Here is a 17,065-nt window from a genome sequence, read left to right on the forward strand (position 1 = left end):
TCGGCGAAATCGGGCGCGATGAACAAGGAAGGAAACGTAAACTTTATAAATAATGAATAGATTATTTATAAAGTTTTGTAAGTTTTCTGTAACGGGAAGGAATATGCTCTTTTCACCATATACGATTCGGGACATCACATTAAAAAACCGCATTGTGATGTCGCCGATGTGCATGTATGCATGCGATCGCGAAGACGGAACGGTTCACAACTGGCATCTTATTCATTATGCAACGCGCGCTGTTGGGCAAGTCGGACTTATTATTGTTGAAGCAACAGCCGTCACACCACAAGGAAGAATTTCAGCTCGCGATTTAGGGATTTGGGATGATGCCCATATCGATGGATTGCGTACACTTACCTCGCTCGTTCATGAACAAGGCGCTAAAATCGGCATTCAGCTTGCTCATGCTGGACGAAAAGCGACGGTTGCTGGAGAAATCTTCGCCCCATCCCCTATTCCGTTCGATGACACGATGCGTACACCAAAAGAGATGACGACAATCGATATTGAAGAAACGATTCATGCGTTTCAACAAGGTGCGCGTCGCGCCAAGGAAGCTGGATTTGATGTCATCGAAATTCACGCCGCGCACGGCTATCTCATTAACGAGTTTTTATCGCCACTTACAAACAAACGAACAGATGAATACGGTGGAGAAAACCGTTACCGCTTTTTAAGTGAAGTGATTGAAGCGGTAAAAGAAGTATGGGACGGACCGTTGTTTGTCCGCATTTCTGCTTCTGACTACCATCCGGACGGTTTAACGGTGAACGACTACGTCGAATATGCCAAACGAATGAAAGCGCAAGGTGTTGACCTCATTGATGTCAGCTCTGGCGCTGTCGTTCCAGCAAAAATTCAAGTATATCCAGGCTATCAAGTGCCGTTTGCTGAAACAATTCGCCGTGAAGCGAATGTGCCGACAGGGGCTGTCGGGCTTATTACGTCAGGCTTACAGGCAGAAGAAATTTTACGTAACGGACGCGCTGATCTCATTTTTATCGGTCGCGAGCTTCTTCGCAACCCATATTGGCCAAGAGCAGCCGCAAATGAACTCGGTATATCGCTTGAAGCGCCAAAACCATATGTCAGAGGATGGTAAAACACGACAAAGGATGTCCGCTGCATTGGACATCCTTTTATATGTCAAAATAATAGTGGGCGTGAAGTTGACACCCCGGATTAAACGCGGCATCGCAATGTGGACAACGGTAATTGCTCGTCATATATTGTTCAATCGTCAGCTCCGTTTGACAAACGCCGCATAAGACAGCTTTTTCATAAAAACGTTCTTTCGGCCATACCGCATGCTTGCCACAACCATGTTCTTCATGACAGTGCACACACGGGAAATACGTTTGACAACAATAAAACTTAATCGCGATGACATCGCGTTCACTATGGTAATGTACACATCTCGTTTGTTTGTCGATGACGTTTCCTTTTACTTCGATCATCACTCATCATTCCTTTTTCTTATAATCGGAAATGATGAAAAATCAAAGGCAAGTGCGACATTCGGAAAAATGGTTTTTGCTTCTTCCACGAGTCGCTCACACATATCCCCTTGATAGCGGGAACTAATATGTGTCAAAATGAGTTGCTTCACTTCCGCTCGTTTCGCTACTTCCGCTGCTTGCAACGTCGTTGAATGATAGTAATCGTGCGCTAAATGGGCTTCCTCTGCGCTAAATGTCGCCTCATGAACAAGCACGTCCGCTCGTTTTGCTAGTTCAACACTTGCCTCACAATAACGCGTATCTCCCATAATCGCAACAATGCGTCCTTTTTTCGGTGGGGCTACAAAGTTTCGTCCATCAATGACAGTTCCATCATCTAATGTGACAAGCTCCCCTCGCTTAATTTGTTGATAAATCGGACCGGGCTTCACACCAAGTGCGCGCAACTCGTCAACGAGCAATGTACCCGGTAAATCTTTTTCGACAATTCGAAAACCGTACGAAGGCAAACCGTGATCAAGCAATTTTGCTGTAACAATAAACTGTTCGTCTTGAAATACGACACCTTCTGTAAACTCCTCAATATGTAGCTCATATTTGAGTCGCGTGCCGCTGACCGTTAATGCCGTTTCGATAAACGAACGAATACCTGCTGGACCGTAAACAAAAAGTGGTGTTTCTCCCCCTTGAAACGAACGGCTACCAAGCAGTCCAGGTAAACCAAAAATGTGGTCTCCATGTAAGTGCGTAATAAAAATACGTTCAATGCGTCGCGGGCGAATAGACGTATGTAAAATTTGATGTTGCGTTGCTTCTCCACAATCGAATAACCATGTCGCCCCTCTTTCTTCTAACAACTGGAGGGCAATGGCTGATACGTTTCTACCTTTTGATGGGACACCAGAGCCTGTCCCTAAAAACAATAACTCCACGCTACAAACTCCTCTCTGTTCTTTAATCAGATAAAACATTTGCGTTTACCACAATAAACCTCTAAAATTACATTATCATGAACCTTTCAAAAAATGAATAAAAGTGAGGTATATGGTCCGTGAATGACGTACAACCAAAAGCGACGATTGTAATTTTTGGCGCGACTGGCGACTTAGCAAAACGTAAACTATTCCCGTCTATCTATAAACTTTATCAAAAAGGAAAGCTTGATGAACAGTTTGCGGTTGTTGGCGTTGCCCGTCGTCCGCATACAGACGAATCGTTTCGCCACTACGTAAAAGAAACAATTGAAGAAGCGACGAAACAAGAATTAATAGATGAAAAATTTATTTCTCATTTTTACTATCATTCACTAGATGCGACAAATACACAATCATACAAACAATTAAACGAACTATTAACACACGTCGAAGAACAATTTTACATCCCAGGTAACCGCATTTTTTATTTAGCGATGGCGCCTGAGTTTTTCGGAACGATTACATCGCATTTAAAATCGGAAGGACTGACGACAACGAACGGCTGGACGCGATTAGTGATTGAAAAACCGTTCGGTCATGATTTACGAAGCGCGCAAAAACTAAATGAAGAAATCCGTCAATCGTTTTCCGAGGAACAAATTTTTCGGATTGATCATTATCTTGGAAAAGAAATGGTGCAAAACATTGAAGTTATTCGCTTTGCAAACGCCATTTTTGAACCGCTTTGGAACAACCGGTTTATTGCTAATATTCAAATTACATCAAGCGAAACGCTCGGTGTAGAAGACCGTGGGCGCTACTACGACCATTCCGGTGCGCTTCGCGATATGGTGCAAAACCATATGTTGCAAATGGTTGCCCTTTTGGCGATGGAGCCTCCGATTAAGCTGACGACTGACGATATTCGTAGCGAAAAAGTGAAAGTGTTACGGGCGCTTCGTCCGATGACGCATGGTGACGTCGAGACATATTTCGTGCGTGGGCAATACGGACGCGGCATCGTGCGCGGGCAACAAGTCGTCGGATATCGTGAAGAACATAACGTCGATCCAAACTCCAATACAGAAACGTTTGTTGCAGGGAAATTAATGATCGACAACTTCCGCTGGGCAGGCGTGCCATTTTACATACGAACAGGAAAACGAATGACGGAAAAATCAACGAAAATCGTTGTACAATTTAAAGATGTACCGATGAACTTATATTATCGCACAAGCGAACACGTTCATCCGAATTTGCTCGTGATTCATATCCAACCAGATGAAGGCATTACCCTTCATTTAAATGCGAAAAAAAGCGGAGAAAGCATGAAAACAACGCCAATTAAGCTCGACTACTGCAACAACTGCATCGATGGCATTAATACGCCAGAAGCGTATGAGAAATTGTTATATGACTGCATGCGCGGCGATGCGACAAACTTTACACATTGGGATGAAGTCGCTGCTTCATGGAGCTTTGTCGACCCGATTTCGGAAGTATGGGCAAACACGAAAGCCGTTGACTTCCCGAACTACGAAGCAGGCTCGATGGGACCGAAAAAAGCAGACGAACTATTGCAAAAAGACGGCTTCCACTGGTGGCCGATAAATGGAACAATGTAAGGAGGGAACAAACATGAAAATGTACGATGTCACCGCTCCCATTTTTGAAGGGATGCCTGTGTATAAAAATAAACCGGAAAAACAACCGAAGCTAATGACCGTCACGAACGATTACGTCACCGAATCGCGCATCGACATGGATGTGCATACAGGCACGCATATTGATGCGCCGCTCCATATGGTAAAAAACGGAGAAACGTTTGAAACGATTCCGCTTCAAAAACTTGTCGGCTACTGCAAAGTATTAGACTTGACAAATGTCAATGATCGAATTACAAAAGAAGACCTCATTCATTTTGATATTCAAGAAAACGATTTTATTTTATTTAAAACAAAAAACTCATTTGACGACGCCTTTAACTTTGAATTTATTTACGTTGCTGAAGATGCGGCAACATATTTAGCCGAAAAACGCATTCGCGGCGTCGGCATTGACGCGCTCGGCGTCGAACGCAACCAAGCAGGACACCCAACACACAAAACGCTGTTCGGTCACGGCATTATCGTCATCGAAGGACTTCGATTAAAAGACGTACCAGCAGGCGAATATTGGATGGTTGCCGCTCCGCTTAAACTCGTCGGCACCGACGCCGCCCCAGCGCGTGTATTGTTATTTGAACAGTAAACGAACCCCCTAGAGCACTTGCCCTAGGGGGTGTTTGTTTATTTCAACCATTCCGTATGGAAAATGCCTTCTTTGTCGATGCGCTCGTATGTGTGGGCACCGAAGTAGTCGCGTTGCGCTTGGATCAAGTTCGCTGGCAATGTTTCCATTCGGTAGCTGTCATAGTAGGCTAAGGCGCTTGCAAACGCTGGTGTTGGAATGCCGCGCATCGCTGCCGTTGCGACGATTTCGCGGAGCGATTGTTGATAGTTTTCGACGATTTCTTTAAAGTATGGATCGAGCAATAAGTTCGGTAGCGCTGGATCGCGATCGTACGCTTCTTTAATTTTTTGTAAAAATTGCGCACGAATAATGCAGCCACCGCGGAAAATCATCGCGATATTGCCGTATTGTAAATTCCAATTGTATTCTTCCGATGCGGCTTTCATTTGCGCAAAGCCTTGGGCGTACGAGCAAATTTTGCTCATGTAAAGCGCGCGACGAACGGCTTCGATGAAATGAGCACGGTCGCCTTCGTACGGTTTCACCGCTGGTCCAGTTAATAGCTTGCTTGCTTTCACACGCTCTTCTTTCATCGCGGAAATAAAGCGAGCAAACACCGATTCGGTAATAATTGGAAGAGGAACGCCTAAATCGAGCGCGTTTTGGCTCGTCCATTTTCCTGTTCCTTTTTGCCCTGCTTTGTCTAAAATGACATCGACAAGCGGCTTGCCTGTTTCTTCATCAATTTTTGTAAAAATATCTGCCGTAATTTCGATTAAATAGCTATCTAATTCCCCTTTATTCCACTCGGCAAATACTTCATGAAGCTCTTGGGCGTTTAATCCAAGCACATGTTTTAATAAGAAGTACGCTTCGGCAATTAATTGCATATCGCCATATTCAATGCCGTTGTGCACCATTTTTACGTAATGTCCTGCACCGTCTGGACCGATATATGTCGTGCACGGTTCGCCATCGACTTTTGCCGCAATTGCTTCAAAAATCGGACGGACGAGTTCGTGCGCTTCTTTTTGTCCGCCTGGCATAATCGAAGGTCCTTTTAACGCTCCTTCTTCTCCACCTGAGACGCCTGTGCCGATGAAATGAATGCCAAGTTCCGCAAGTTCTTTATTGCGGCGTTGTGTATCTTTAAAATACGTATTGCCGCCGTCGATGACGATATCGCCTTTTTCCAAATACGGCTTTAATTGTTCAATCGTTGCGTCTGTCGCCGCGCCTGCTTTCACCATTAATAAAATTTTGCGCGGCTTCTCAAGCGCGTTGACAAACTCTTCGATGCTGTATGTACCGACGATGTTTTTCCCTTCCGCTTCTTGTAAAAACTCGTCTGTTTTTTCGCGTGAACGGTTATATACGGCAACGGAATAACCGCGGCTTTCAATGTTGAGCGCCAAGTTTTTTCCCATGACCGCTAAACCGATCACACCAATTTGTTGTTTCGCCATAGCAAACGTTCCTTTCTATTTTTGATTGTTCAAAAAAGAACATACCATAATCGTCTTTTCTCGTTCAAGTGTTCTGTTTCTCATTCCTAATATGTTCTTTAATGGTGCTTGCTCCTTCTAAATTGTCAAACAATATCGTTGGATCAATTACAGTAATGAGCCGATCAGGTAAATTCGCAATGCCGATAAAGTATGGCGTCTGTTGATAGGCAAGCATATTCACTTGCTTCATCATATGTGATGGAATATCAATAATTTCCTTTGCATCGTCTACGATAAATGCTACGTGTAAATCGCCCGTATGCACAACGACAAGCCGCGTTTTCTCTGCTTCCGTATACGGACGGCGATATAAAATTTGCGATGTATCAAGCACGGGAACAAGCTCACCGCGAATGCGAACAACACCAAGCATATACGAAGGCATGCTTGGAATGAGCGTCGGATGGCTCATCTTTTCAATGGAAACGACATGTTCAACCGGAATGGCGTATTGTTCGTTCGCAAGTTGAAAAACGACGACTTTATTCATCGTTTCACCCCCTCGCAGCCACTTCCTCAATAATAGCGATGACCATTTCGGTTGCTTTGACAAGTTCTTCAATTGGCATACGTTCATTTGTTGTATGGATCTCTTCATAACCGATCGCTAAATTGACCGTTGGAATGCCAAATCCGGCAATGACGTTCGCATCGCTACCGCCACCGCTACGCAACAGCTCGTGCGGACGACCAATTTTTTCGGCTGCTCGTTTTGCGATTTCAACAACATGATCGCCGTCGCCAAATTTAAATCCTGGATACATCACTTCCACATGAACATCTGCACGACCCCCCATTTCTTCCGCTACTCGTTCAAACGCTTCTTTCATTCTCGCGACTTGCGCTTCCATTTTTTCTGGAACGAGCGAACGCGCCTCTGCTAAAATGTCCACGCGATCGCAAACGATATTTGTTTGTGTTCCACCTTCAAAACGGCCGATGTTTGCGGTTGTTTCTTCGTCAATGCGACCGAGCGGCATTTGCGCAATCGCTTTGGCAGCGATTGTAATTGCCGATACGCCACGCTCTGGTGCAACACCCGCATGAGCCGTCTTTCCGTGAATAGTCACTTTCAACTTTGCTTGCGTTGGAGCAGCAACGATAATTTGTCCAACTTTTCCATCGCTATCTAGTGCATATCCAAATTTCGCTTGAATGAGCGACGGATCAAGCGCCTTCGCCCCAATAAGCCCGGACTCTTCTCCAACAGTAATAATAAATTGAATTGTGCCGTGCGCAATTTGTTTTTCTTTTAATACTCGAATCGCTTCAAACATCGCAGCAAGTCCTGCTTTATCGTCCGCTCCTAAAATCGTCGCACCATCTGTCACAATATATCCATCTTGAATCGACGGCTTGACCCCTTTTCCTGGCACAACGGTATCCATATGAGATGTAAAGTAAATCGGATCAACTCCTTCTTTTGTCGCTGGCAAAGTGCAAATTAAATTTCCTGCTCCATGCCCTGTTTGCGCATTCGTATCATCTTCAATGACATGTAAACCGAGCGCTTCAAACTTCGCCTTCAACACATCCGCAATGTCGCGCTCATATTTCGTTTCCGAATCAATTTGCACAAGCTCTAAAAATTCTTCGACTAAACGCTGTTCGTTTACCATCTCGCATCCTCCTATGTATGTACTCACTTTTAAGTATAACGGATTTTTATATCGTTTGCGAAACGTACGATTATTTTTCAAAAAACATATACCGCCAAACAACTGGCGGTATGTACTTACAAAGGAATATTCCCATGTTTCTTTTTCGGACGTTCTTCCTGTTTATGACGAAGCATATCGAGTGCTTGAATGAGTTTGATTCTCGTGTCGCGTGGGTCGATGACGTCATCGACCATGCCGTATTTTGCTGCGACATATGGATTAGCGAACTTGTCGCGGTATTCTTCAATTTTTTGCGTTCTCGTTTCTTCTGGGTTCGGACTATTTTCGATGTCGCTTGCGAAAATAATGTTCGCTGCCCCTTGTGGTCCCATAACGGCAATTTCTGCATTTGGCCATGCGTATACGACATCCGCTCCGATCGATTTACTGTTTAATGCAACGTATGCTCCGCCATATGCTTTCCGTAAAATAACCGTAATTTTCGGCACTGTCGCTTCAGAGTAGGCATATAAAATTTTTGCTCCGTGGCGAATAATTCCCCCATGCTCTTGTTTGACTCCTGGGAAAAAGCCCGTCACATCTTCAAATGTAATAATCGGAATATTAAACGAGTCGCAAAAGCGAATAAAGCGCGCCGCTTTATCCGATGAGTCAATATCTAGTCCTCCCGCCATAAACTTCGGCTGGTTGCATACAAGTCCGATAACTTCCCCTTTTATGCGGGCAAAACCGATGACAATATTTTTCGCAAAATCTTTTTGCACTTCCATAAATGATCCTTCGTCAACGACTTGCAACACGACGTTTCGCACATCGTATGGACGTACCGCATCAATAGGAATAGCATCCGCTAAATCGGGACGGTAATCGCTTTCCTTTTGTGCAGGTGCAACAGGCGGCTTTTCTTGACAATTTTGTGGAAGATAGCTTAATAGCCGTCGTACTTGGGCAAGCACCTCTTCTTCTGTCGCGCCTGAAAAGTGGGCATTTCCGCTAATCGTATTATGAACACGCGCACCACCTAAATCCTCCGCGCTAATTTTTTCTCCTGTCACTGTTTCGATGACTTTCGGTCCGGTAATAAACATTTGACTCGTTTTCTCGACCATAAAAACAAAATCGGTAATGGCTGGTGAATAGACAGCCCCTCCTGCACATGGCCCCATGATGACAGAAATTTGTGGAACGACGCCTGAATAAATCGAGTTTCGATAAAAAATATGACCGTATCCATCAAGCGACAACACGCCTTCTTGAATGCGCGCGCCACCAGAATCGTTTAATCCAATGATTGGGGCCCCTGTTTTTGCAGCTAAATCCATAATATTTGCAATTTTTTTCGCGTGCATTTCCCCGAGGGCGCCACCGAATACAGTAAAGTCTTGCGAAAAGACAAATACTGTTCGTCCATCGATTTTACCGTATCCTGTGACAACTCCATCACCTGGACCTTTTTTCTCTGCTAATCCAAAGTCGGTGCAACGATGTTCAATAAACGGATTTAACTCAACGAATGTCCCTTCATCTAATAAGAGATCGATTCGCTCTCTTGCCGTTAATTTTCCCTTTTCATGTTGCTTGGCAATTTTATCGTCGCCACCGCCTAGCTCAATTTCGCGGCGACGGTCATATAGCTCGTTAATTTTATCATACATATCCATTATCGCCCACCGCCCCTTTCACAAAGTTCATACAGCACGCCGTGGGCTGATTTCGGATGCATAAAAGCGATGCGTGCGCCACCTGCACCACGCTTCGGCTGTTCGTGAATCATACGAATGCCGTTATTTTTTAACTCCTGAATGCGCAGTTCAATATCATCCACGCCAAGCGCGACATGATGAATACCTTCACCTCTTTTTTCAATAAAAGAAGCAATTGGACTATGTTCAGAAAGCGGCTCAAGCAGTTCGAGCTTGACATCGCCGACTTTTAAAAACGCTACCCGAACTTGCTCGGATTCAACCGTTTCAATGCCAACGCACGATAAGCCGAGCGTATCCGTATAAAACGGGAGCGCCTCTTCTAATGATTTGACAGCGATGCCAATATGATCGACTTTTTTCATTTCCATAACCCCAACCCCTTTGTTGTTCTCGGTTGCAAACCACCTATGCATTTCGACATCTTTTTTCTTTTTTCCTTCTTTTTTGCATTTTTTCATACTTGTTTGTCGATCAGCATGTTTGTACAATAGGTAACAAGAGGTGAAAAAAATGCATTCAAAAAAAGTGCAAAAAATCGTCGTCTATTTAATGCTCGGTTCAATGCTTTTAACATCGTTGCTTGCTGGATTAAGCATGTGGATATAGAACAAGCTGACCGCATTCGGCCAGCTTGTTCTATTTGAGCGCTCCGTACTTTTTCCCGAGCTGTTGAAATGATTGACTTGTTTTCACGATCGCTACTTTCGTTCCAAGCGGCACGTTTGGGTATAACGCCTCAACATCCCGATTATGCATACGTACGCATCCTTCAGTAATATACCGTCCAATTGATGACGGGCGATTCGTTCCGTGAATGCCGTACGTTCGACCGTCTGTCCCGCGGGCATCAAATCCAATCCAGCGCGTGCCAAGTGGGTTATTCGGTGCGCCTCCCGGAATGTTTTTTTTCCGATAATACGGGTTCACCGCCTTCACCGTAACCGTAAATAATCCTTCTGGTGTGAGCGCATTCGTTTTTCCTGTTGCTACACGATATATGCGTTCAATTTTCCCGTTACGAATAAAAGCAAGTTGATTCGTCTGTTTGTTGACAACGATCATTGGATCGCCAACGCGCGGATTGTCTCCAAGTGGCCAAAGCGGCGAAATAAAAAGAAAAAAAGCAAACAAAAGCGACATGATCTCACCCTTTTTCAATTATTGTGCATCAAAAAAGAGCGACCATACCGTTATAATTGGCTTTTAATGATTAAATATTGCTCCATCTCTTTCACAAAATGCAAAAGAGCAGCACGTTGTTCAAACTCCTCGCGCGTTTTTGGTAACGGCATTTGTTGAAACTGCTTTTTCATCGCTTCAAGCTGGCGAATAAAACGATCCGCTGTATTTCCTGGGTGAATGGCATCGCTTAATTCGTCGATAAAATCGGCAATCATATTGCGTTGCTCGACCGTATATGTCATTGAACTAATGAGCGGCAACATGCGCTCAATAATTTCAAATTGCCGTTCACGCATACGAAAATATCGATAATAATAATCTTCATTGCGTAAAAAATGGTTTTCAATGTTTTGTAACGCAAGCGCCTTCGCTTGCTTTAACGTATCACTTGCTAACGCAATTTCTTTTCCGTCCCATAAACTTTCGTTCGTACGTAAATAATGAACAATTTCTTTAAAAATAATACGAAATAAATCTTCTACAATACGTTGATACTCTTTTAAGTCTTTTTCAACGCTCGGCATGTACATATTGACAAGTAAAGCGATACCGATTCCAATAATCATTAACATCACTTCATTATATACGAGGTGCCACGTCATCGTTTTTGCCATATATACGTGCAAAATAATAACCGTACTTGTTGCAATCCCTTCAGTTACTTTTAACGAAACGGTCGTTGGAATAAAAAACAACAACAATAACCCAATCGAGAGTGGATGATAATGAAGCCCTTCAAAAAAGAGAAACGAAAACAATAAGCCGACCAGCCCAGCAACAAATCGGGCGCGTGCCGTCTGCAACGACTTTTTTTTCGTCACTTGAATACAAAGTATTGTAATAATGCCGGCAGAAGCGAAATTTTCAAGATGTAACCATTGGGCAAGCGCAATGGCACTCGCCGTTCCAATCGCTGTTTTTACTGTCCGATAACCAATTTTTAACACAAATATCACACTCCGCCCTCATTATAACACATTCCAATATAAAAGGTGCCCATAACGGACACCTTTTACGTTTGCTCATATAAACGAATTAATTGCTGAGCGGCCATCGTGACCGGTTGTTTTCCTTCCATCACATCTCGTTCAATCGTCGGCAACTGTTGCTGTACAGCCGGATGCTGAAAAAAGCGGATATGCAAATAATCTTTAATCATCGCGTGCAACCAATCTTTCATCTGTTCTCTTCTTCTTTCTTCAAATACGCCAGATTGTTTTGTTGTTTGGACAAACCGTTCGATTACTTCCCAAATTTGTTCAATTCCTTCTCCGTAGAGAGAAGAACATGTATATGCTTTCGTCTCCCAACCTTTCGTCGCATGACGTAAGTAATGTAAAATTTGATTATATTCTTCTTTCGCAAGCTCGGCCTTCTTTTTATTATCTCCATCTGCTTTATTAATGACGATCGCATCGACGAGCTCCATCATTCCTTTTTTCATTCCTTGCAGTTCGTCACCGGCGCCCGTTAAGGCGAGCAATAAGAAGAAATCAACCATGCCGCGCACTGCCACTTCGCTTTGACCAACACCAACCGTTTCAACAAGAATAATATCATATCCTGCTGCTTCACAAAGCAATATTGTCTCACGCGTTTTTCGATGTACGCCACCGAGCGTGCCACCCGATGGCGATGGGCGAATAAACGCACACGGATGGCGAGCTAAATTTTCCATGCGCGTTTTATCGCCAAGAATGCTTCCACCTGTAACAGAACTACTCGGATCAACAGCTAACACAGCCACACGATGCCCTTTGTCGCATAAAAATTGCCCAAATGCTTCAATAAACGTACTTTTTCCCGCTCCCGGTACACCGGTAATGCCGATGCGAATGGAACGTCCCACATAGGGGAGGAGCTCATGCAATATGCGTTGGGCCTTTTCTGTATGTTTTGCCGCATTGCTTTCAATGAGCGTAATCGCTTGCGCTAAAATGGTACGTTCGTTATTTAATATCCCAGCGACGTATTCCTCAACTGAACGTTCTTTTCTTTTCACCCACCGTCTTTCTTTTGATGCATAAACACCGTCGCTTCCTTTGACGTATGATGTGGCAAACATATTTCCTTCATCAGCCCATTCTGGCCGAGATGTTCGCTCATCGTTCATTCGCTCACTTCCTCATAACCGAGTCGACGATAAATTTCATGCAATACTTTTTGTGCTGCGACCGGGATAATTGTACCTGGTCCGAAAATGGCAGCCGCTCCATGTTCATATAAAAATTCATAGTCTTGCGGTGGAATGACCCCACCAACAACGACGATAATATCTTCCCGACCTAATTTTCGCAACTCTTCAACAAGCTGTGGTAATAACGTTTTATGCCCTGCAGCAAGCGAGCTCATTCCAACGACGTGCACATCGTTTTCAACCGCTTGTCGCGCTGTCTCTTCTGGCGTTTGAAAGAGCGGGCCGATATCGACATCAAACCCTAAATCAGCAAATGCCGTGGCAATGACTTTTGCTCCACGGTCGTGCCCATCTTGCCCCATTTTTGCGATTAAAATGCGCGGTCTTCTTCCTTCTAGCTCATAAAATTCATCCGTCATTTTTTTCACGCGCGCAATTTCTTCTTCGTTCGTAAACTCGGCGCTATATACCCCGCTAACAGAACGAATGACCGCTTTATGCCTACCTGCTACTTTTTCAATCGCATACGAAATTTCACCCAACGTCGCACGAGCACGAGCGGCTTCTACCGCCAATTCTAATAAGTTTCCTTCCCCTGTTTCCGTCGCTTTTGTGATGGCATTTAATGCCTGTTGTACGCGCTCTTCATCCCGAGAAGCACGCAACTGTTTTAATTTTTCAATTTGCCGCTCTCTGACAGCGGTATTATCGACTTCTAAAATGTCAATTGGTACTTCTTTTTCTGGACGATATTTGTTCACGCCAATAATCGTTTCCGCTCCAGAATCAATTTTCGCCTGTCGTCTTGCCGCTGCTTCTTCAATGCGCATTTTTGGCAATCCTGTTTCAATCGCTTTCGCCATACCACCGAGATTTTCGATTTCCTCAATATGCTTCCATGCTCGCTCCATTAGCTCGTTCGTCAACGTTTCAACATAATATGAGCCTGCCCACGGGTCAATGACGCGGCAAATGCCCGTTTCTTCTTGCAAATAAAGCTGCGTATTGCGAGCAATACGCGCAGAAAAATCAGTCGGTAACGCTATCGCTTCATCCAGCGCGTTCGTATGGAGCGACTGCGTATGCCCCATCGCCGCTGCATGCGCTTCAATGAGCGTGCGGACAACGTTGTTGAACGGGTCTTGTTCGGTTAAACTCCAACCTGATGTTTGTGAATGCGTTCGCAACGCCAACGACTTCGGATTTTTCGGGTTAAATGTTTTCATCATTTTCGCCCAAATCACGCGCGCTGCCCGCATTTTTGCCACTTCCATAAAATAGTTCATGCCGATTGCCCAGAAAAACGATAAGCGCGGGGCGAACGAGTCGATGTCAATACCTGCTTTTAAGCCGGTACGCACATACTCAAGCCCATCGGCAAGCGTATAGGCAAGCTCAATATCCGCCGGTGCACCCGCTTCCTGCATATGATAGCCAGAAATGCTAATGCTATTGAATTTTGGCATATATTTTGCAGTATAGGCGAAAATGTCAGCGATAACGCGCATCGACGTTTCTGGCGGATAAATGTACGTATTGCGCACCATATATTCTTTTAAAATGTCGTTTTGGATCGTGCCGGACAGTTTGTCTCGCGTCACTCCTTGCTCTTCGGCGGTGACAATGTAAAACGCCATGATCGGGAGCACAGCCCCGTTCATCGTCATCGATACGGACATTTGGTCAAGCGGAATGCCATCGAATAAAATTTTCATATCGAGCACCGAATCGATGGCGACCCCTGCTTTACCAACATCGCCGACGACGCGCGGATGGTCAGAATCATAGCCGCGGTGAGTGGCAAGGTCAAACGCAACCGACAACCCTTTTTGCCCCATCGCTAAATTGCGGCGGTAAAAGGCGTTGCTTTCTTCTGCCGTGGAAAAACCTGCATATTGGCGAATCGTCCAAGGTCGAACGACGTACATTGTCGGGTACGGTCCGCGCAAATATGGCGGAATGCCTGGCATATAATCGAGAAAATCAAATCCTTCGATATCTTTTTTTGTATATAGCGGTTTAAGCGCAATTTGTTCATTTGTTTGGAAGAAAAGGTCATCAATACATGTTTTCAGCTTTTCTTCGATAGCCTGTTTCCATTGTTGTTCGCTCACCGTATCTCCCGTTCGGTGGAAAGAAATATTCGTAAAATCAACTTTCCGCTCCATCTAAAGCCACCCCCATGTCCTTCATAAACGTCACAAGCGTTTCGTAGCAATTAGAACCGATATGAATAAATCCGTCCACCCCTGCTTCTATAAAAGCAGTTTCGATTTCCGGCGATTGTTTTCCAGCGACGTAGACGTTTCGTGGCGGATTCACGACCTTTAATGCTTTTGCGATCGCTGGGACCGCTTCCAGATAGCTTTCGTCCGTTCCGCAAATGATGTAGTGTGTTCCGCCTGCTTCTAACGCTTCTTTTATCGCCTCGTCAATCGACATATAGCCGTCATTTTTTACGACAGCAAATCCACCCGCTTCAAAAAAGCCGGTCATAAAATCAGCGCGCGCCTTATGATGGGCGATAGCACCGAGATTGATGAGATGAACGGTCGGACGCTTTCCGTGCGTTTCTAAATGCCGCTCCGCTGCTTGACGCAGCTGCTCAAACGGCTCGGATAGCCGCCATTGGCGAACTGGGGAAATGGCAATCGATGGACCAGTCATGGTGAGCGCAGCATCGATTCCTCGAGCGGTCGCTCGACGATGAACGAAAGCAATGGCGCTATCTACCCAATTTCCGCTTTGTTCCATCGTTTCGCCATCATACGATTCATCTTTTGACGGCGATACGGATTGGATATTCGGTTTTGGCTCTGCTAAATTGGCGTAGACGTTTGTGCCGATGATTCGTTCTTTGCGCGCCTTGACGTTTTGCTCGCGGAGTTTCGCGATTTTTTCGATTTCTGCTTGCACCACTCCCGCTTCCAGCGCTTTTGTCATGCCGCCTTTCGCTTCGATTTGTTGAAATAGCTTCCATGCAGCTTCTGCGATTTGTTCCGTTAACGTTTCAACGTAATACGAACCACCAGCCGGGTCGATGACCTTCCCGATGTGCGCTTCTTCTCGTAAAATCAATTGTGTATTACGGGCAATTCTTCGGGAAAACTCATTCGCTGGTCCAATCGCTTCGTCAAACGGGGAAACGTGTAAACTATTTGCACCACCGACAATCGCGGCAAACGCTTCTGCTGATGCCCGAAGCATGTTCACATATGGGTCATACACCGTTTTTGTGAAATACGACGTTCGCGCATGAAGCGACATTTTTTGTGCTCGTTCGCTACCACCAAACGCTTGAACAATATTCGACCACATCGCACGAGCCGCGCGTAGTTTTGCAATTTCCATAAAAAAGTCGGCGCCAATCGCAAACGAAAAACTCATTCGTTCGGCCACCTCATCGACCGTCAACCCACGCTTTAAACATTCGTTCATATATTCGACAGCGGTCGCAACCGAAAACGCTAACTCTTGCACCGCATTCGCCCCACCGTGATGATACGGCTCTCCGTGAACGATGATCGTCTTTATATGAGGCATTTGTTCTTTCGTCCATTTCGTCACATCCGCCATCACGTCATACAGCGTCGAAAGCGACGTAGGAAGTCCCCCTTTTATCGCTAATGCCGCAAGCGGGTCCATACCGATTGTTCCGCGCAATGAATCGAACGAAAGTTGTTGTTTATGAAAATAAGCGACAAACAGAGCCAAAGCTGACAACGAACATGCCCCTGCATCGAGACGAATCGAATAATCGGAAAGCGAAATGCCAGAAAACATCGTTTCGATATCCTCTAGCGACGTGATCGAAAATCCGAGCTCGTCTAAAATAAGATGAATTTCTGTCTGTCCTCTTGCAATATCGTATGTTGCGATTTCGTTCCATTCCTTAGGATTTTTGGCAGAAATGGCTTGACTGACTGCCCATGTTTTTTTCATATACCCATCTGGCTCCGTCCCTCGCACATAGCCAGGGAACCCCGGATATTGCTCAGGAGTTGCCTCTATATCGCTTCGTACATAGATCGGTTTTACTTGCAGTTGTTCATACGTTGTTGTCACTAACTTTTCAAATGTTTTTCCTTTAAGCGATGTTTCTACTTCCTGTTTCCACTCGTCATATGTCGGAATAGGAAACGAGACGTTTTTCATCGTTAAAAAATCCGCCATTACAATCCCTCCCCTTTGAAGACCTTTAAAGCGCTTTCTTTTTAATTTTTGAAACATTCATATTTATTGTAGTATATATAGACAGCTTGGGCAACGAACAATTGTAATTAATGGATAATATAATGAAA

16 protein-coding genes are annotated in these 17,065 nt (G+C 44.7%); 4 read left to right on the forward strand and 12 right to left on the reverse strand.

Annotated features, from left to right (window positions below; translation table 11 throughout):
• Window positions 1–103 precede the first annotated feature (103 nt).
• Window positions 104–1,105, forward strand: a complete 1,002-nt coding sequence (gene namA, locus HNQ84_RS04540) for an NADPH dehydrogenase NamA (protein ID WP_435621318.1) — start codon at window positions 104–106, stop codon at window positions 1,103–1,105.
• Window positions 1,106–1,142: 37 nt separating this feature from the next.
• Here the strand turns inward: namA and HNQ84_RS04545 are convergent, their stop codons facing one another.
• Complete coding sequence (locus HNQ84_RS04545; protein WP_435621319.1) at window positions 1,143–1,460, reverse strand: CHY zinc finger protein; 318 nt, start codon at window positions 1,458–1,460, stop codon at window positions 1,143–1,145.
• Window positions 1,460–2,395 (reverse strand): ribonuclease Z, encoded by a 936-nt coding sequence (rnz, locus tag HNQ84_RS04550; RefSeq protein ID WP_435621320.1) that lies wholly within the window; start codon window positions 2,393–2,395, stop codon window positions 1,460–1,462. The genes HNQ84_RS04545 and rnz overlap by 1 nt, the downstream gene beginning before the upstream one ends.
• Window positions 2,396–2,514: 119 nt before the next feature.
• On the opposite strand from rnz, the gene zwf reads away from it, so the two are divergent.
• Window positions 2,515–4,002, forward strand: coding sequence for a glucose-6-phosphate dehydrogenase (zwf, locus tag HNQ84_RS04555; RefSeq protein ID WP_435621321.1), 1,488 nt, complete (start codon window positions 2,515–2,517; stop codon window positions 4,000–4,002).
• A gap of 13 nt (window positions 4,003–4,015) precedes the next feature.
• Window positions 4,016–4,627 (forward strand): cyclase family protein, encoded by a 612-nt coding sequence (locus tag HNQ84_RS04560; RefSeq protein ID WP_435621322.1) that lies wholly within the window; start codon window positions 4,016–4,018, stop codon window positions 4,625–4,627.
• A gap of 38 nt (window positions 4,628–4,665) precedes the next feature.
• Here the strand turns inward: HNQ84_RS04560 and gnd are convergent, their stop codons facing one another.
• The 5 genes from gnd to mce all read right to left on the reverse strand — a co-directional run bounded on the left by gnd (window position 4,666) and on the right by mce (window position 9,813).
• A complete protein-coding gene (gene gnd / locus HNQ84_RS04565; protein WP_435621323.1) occupies window positions 4,666–6,075 on the reverse strand; it encodes an NADP-dependent phosphogluconate dehydrogenase in 1,410 nt (469 codons plus the stop codon).
• A 64-nt stretch (window positions 6,076–6,139) separates the two neighbouring features.
• Window positions 6,140–6,607 carry a chemotaxis protein CheW gene (locus HNQ84_RS04570; protein WP_435621324.1) on the reverse strand — a complete coding sequence of 156 codons (468 nt, stop codon included), beginning with the start codon at window positions 6,605–6,607 and terminating at the stop codon, window positions 6,140–6,142.
• Between the two features lie 4 nt (window positions 6,608–6,611).
• Entirely contained in the window at window positions 6,612–7,736 is a 1,125-nt protein-coding gene (locus tag HNQ84_RS04575) for a M20/M25/M40 family metallo-hydrolase (protein ID WP_435621325.1), read from the reverse strand.
• 116 nt (window positions 7,737–7,852) lie between these two features.
• The gene (locus HNQ84_RS04580) at window positions 7,853–9,403 is read right to left on the reverse strand and encodes an acyl-CoA carboxylase subunit beta (protein ID WP_435621530.1); all 1,551 of its coding nucleotides are present in this window, start codon (window positions 9,401–9,403) and stop codon (window positions 7,853–7,855) included.
• A complete protein-coding gene (mce, locus tag HNQ84_RS04585; RefSeq protein ID WP_183246379.1) occupies window positions 9,400–9,813 on the reverse strand; it encodes a methylmalonyl-CoA epimerase in 414 nt (137 codons plus the stop codon). The genes HNQ84_RS04580 and mce overlap by 4 nt, the downstream gene beginning before the upstream one ends.
• A 142-nt stretch (window positions 9,814–9,955) precedes the next feature.
• On the opposite strand from mce, the gene prli42 reads away from it, so the two are divergent.
• Entirely contained in the window at window positions 9,956–10,051 is a 96-nt protein-coding gene (gene prli42, locus HNQ84_RS04590; protein WP_009373849.1) for a stressosome-associated protein Prli42, read from the forward strand.
• A 30-nt stretch (window positions 10,052–10,081) separates the two neighbouring features.
• On the opposite strand, the gene HNQ84_RS04595 is transcribed toward prli42, so the two are convergent.
• The 5 genes from HNQ84_RS04595 to HNQ84_RS04615 form a co-directional block, all read right to left on the reverse strand.
• Window positions 10,082–10,585 (reverse strand): L,D-transpeptidase, encoded by a 504-nt coding sequence (locus HNQ84_RS04595; RefSeq protein WP_183246377.1) that lies wholly within the window; start codon window positions 10,583–10,585, stop codon window positions 10,082–10,084.
• 50 nt (window positions 10,586–10,635) lie between these two features.
• Entirely contained in the window at window positions 10,636–11,574 is a 939-nt protein-coding gene (locus HNQ84_RS04600) for an aromatic acid exporter family protein (RefSeq protein ID WP_183246831.1), read from the reverse strand.
• Window positions 11,575–11,639: 65 nt separating this feature from the next.
• Complete coding sequence (gene meaB / locus HNQ84_RS04605; RefSeq protein WP_435621326.1) at window positions 11,640–12,740, reverse strand: methylmalonyl Co-A mutase-associated GTPase MeaB; 1,101 nt, start codon at window positions 12,738–12,740, stop codon at window positions 11,640–11,642.
• A complete protein-coding gene (gene scpA / locus HNQ84_RS04610) occupies window positions 12,737–14,932 on the reverse strand; it encodes a methylmalonyl-CoA mutase (protein WP_435621327.1) in 2,196 nt (731 codons plus the stop codon). The genes meaB and scpA overlap by 4 nt, the downstream gene beginning before the upstream one ends.
• Window positions 14,916–16,937, reverse strand: coding sequence for a methylmalonyl-CoA mutase family protein (locus tag HNQ84_RS04615; protein ID WP_435621328.1), 2,022 nt, complete (start codon window positions 16,935–16,937; stop codon window positions 14,916–14,918). Before HNQ84_RS04615 ends, scpA begins: the two co-directional genes overlap by 17 nt.
• Window positions 16,938–17,065: the final 128 nt, after the last annotated feature.

The organism is Anoxybacillus eryuanensis, assembly GCF_051200995.1.
Classification (GTDB): Bacteria; Bacillota; Bacilli; order Bacillales; family Anoxybacillaceae; genus Anoxybacillus; species Anoxybacillus tengchongensis.

What these genes read in the sequence shown, in the direction of transcription:
- namA (WP_435621318.1), top strand. Translation starts at nt 104, where the DNA reads ATGCTCTTTTCACCATATACGATTCGGGACATCACATTAAAAAACCGC.
- meaB (WP_435621326.1), bottom strand. Translation starts at nt 12,740, where the DNA reads ATGAACGATGAGCGAACATCTCGGCCAGAATGGGCTGATGAAGGAAAT.
- HNQ84_RS04560 (WP_435621322.1), top strand. Translation starts at nt 4,016, where the DNA reads ATGAAAATGTACGATGTCACCGCTCCCATTTTTGAAGGGATGCCTGTG.
- mce (WP_183246379.1), bottom strand. Translation starts at nt 9,813, where the DNA reads ATGGAAATGAAAAAAGTCGATCATATTGGCATCGCTGTCAAATCATTA.
- gnd (WP_435621323.1), bottom strand. Translation starts at nt 6,075, where the DNA reads ATGGCGAAACAACAAATTGGTGTGATCGGTTTAGCGGTCATGGGAAAA.
- HNQ84_RS04595 (WP_183246377.1), bottom strand. Translation starts at nt 10,585, where the DNA reads ATGTCGCTTTTGTTTGCTTTTTTTCTTTTTATTTCGCCGCTTTGGCCA.
- HNQ84_RS04575 (WP_435621325.1), bottom strand. Translation starts at nt 7,736, where the DNA reads ATGGTAAACGAACAGCGTTTAGTCGAAGAATTTTTAGAGCTTGTGCAA.
- scpA (WP_435621327.1), bottom strand. Translation starts at nt 14,932, where the DNA reads ATGGAGCGGAAAGTTGATTTTACGAATATTTCTTTCCACCGAACGGGA.
- HNQ84_RS04570 (WP_435621324.1), bottom strand. Translation starts at nt 6,607, where the DNA reads ATGAATAAAGTCGTCGTTTTTCAACTTGCGAACGAACAATACGCCATT.
- HNQ84_RS04615 (WP_435621328.1), bottom strand. Translation starts at nt 16,937, where the DNA reads ATGGCGGATTTTTTAACGATGAAAAACGTCTCGTTTCCTATTCCGACA.
- HNQ84_RS04545 (WP_435621319.1), bottom strand. Translation starts at nt 1,460, where the DNA reads ATGATCGAAGTAAAAGGAAACGTCATCGACAAACAAACGAGATGTGTA.
- prli42 (WP_009373849.1), top strand. Translation starts at nt 9,956, where the DNA reads ATGCATTCAAAAAAAGTGCAAAAAATCGTCGTCTATTTAATGCTCGGT.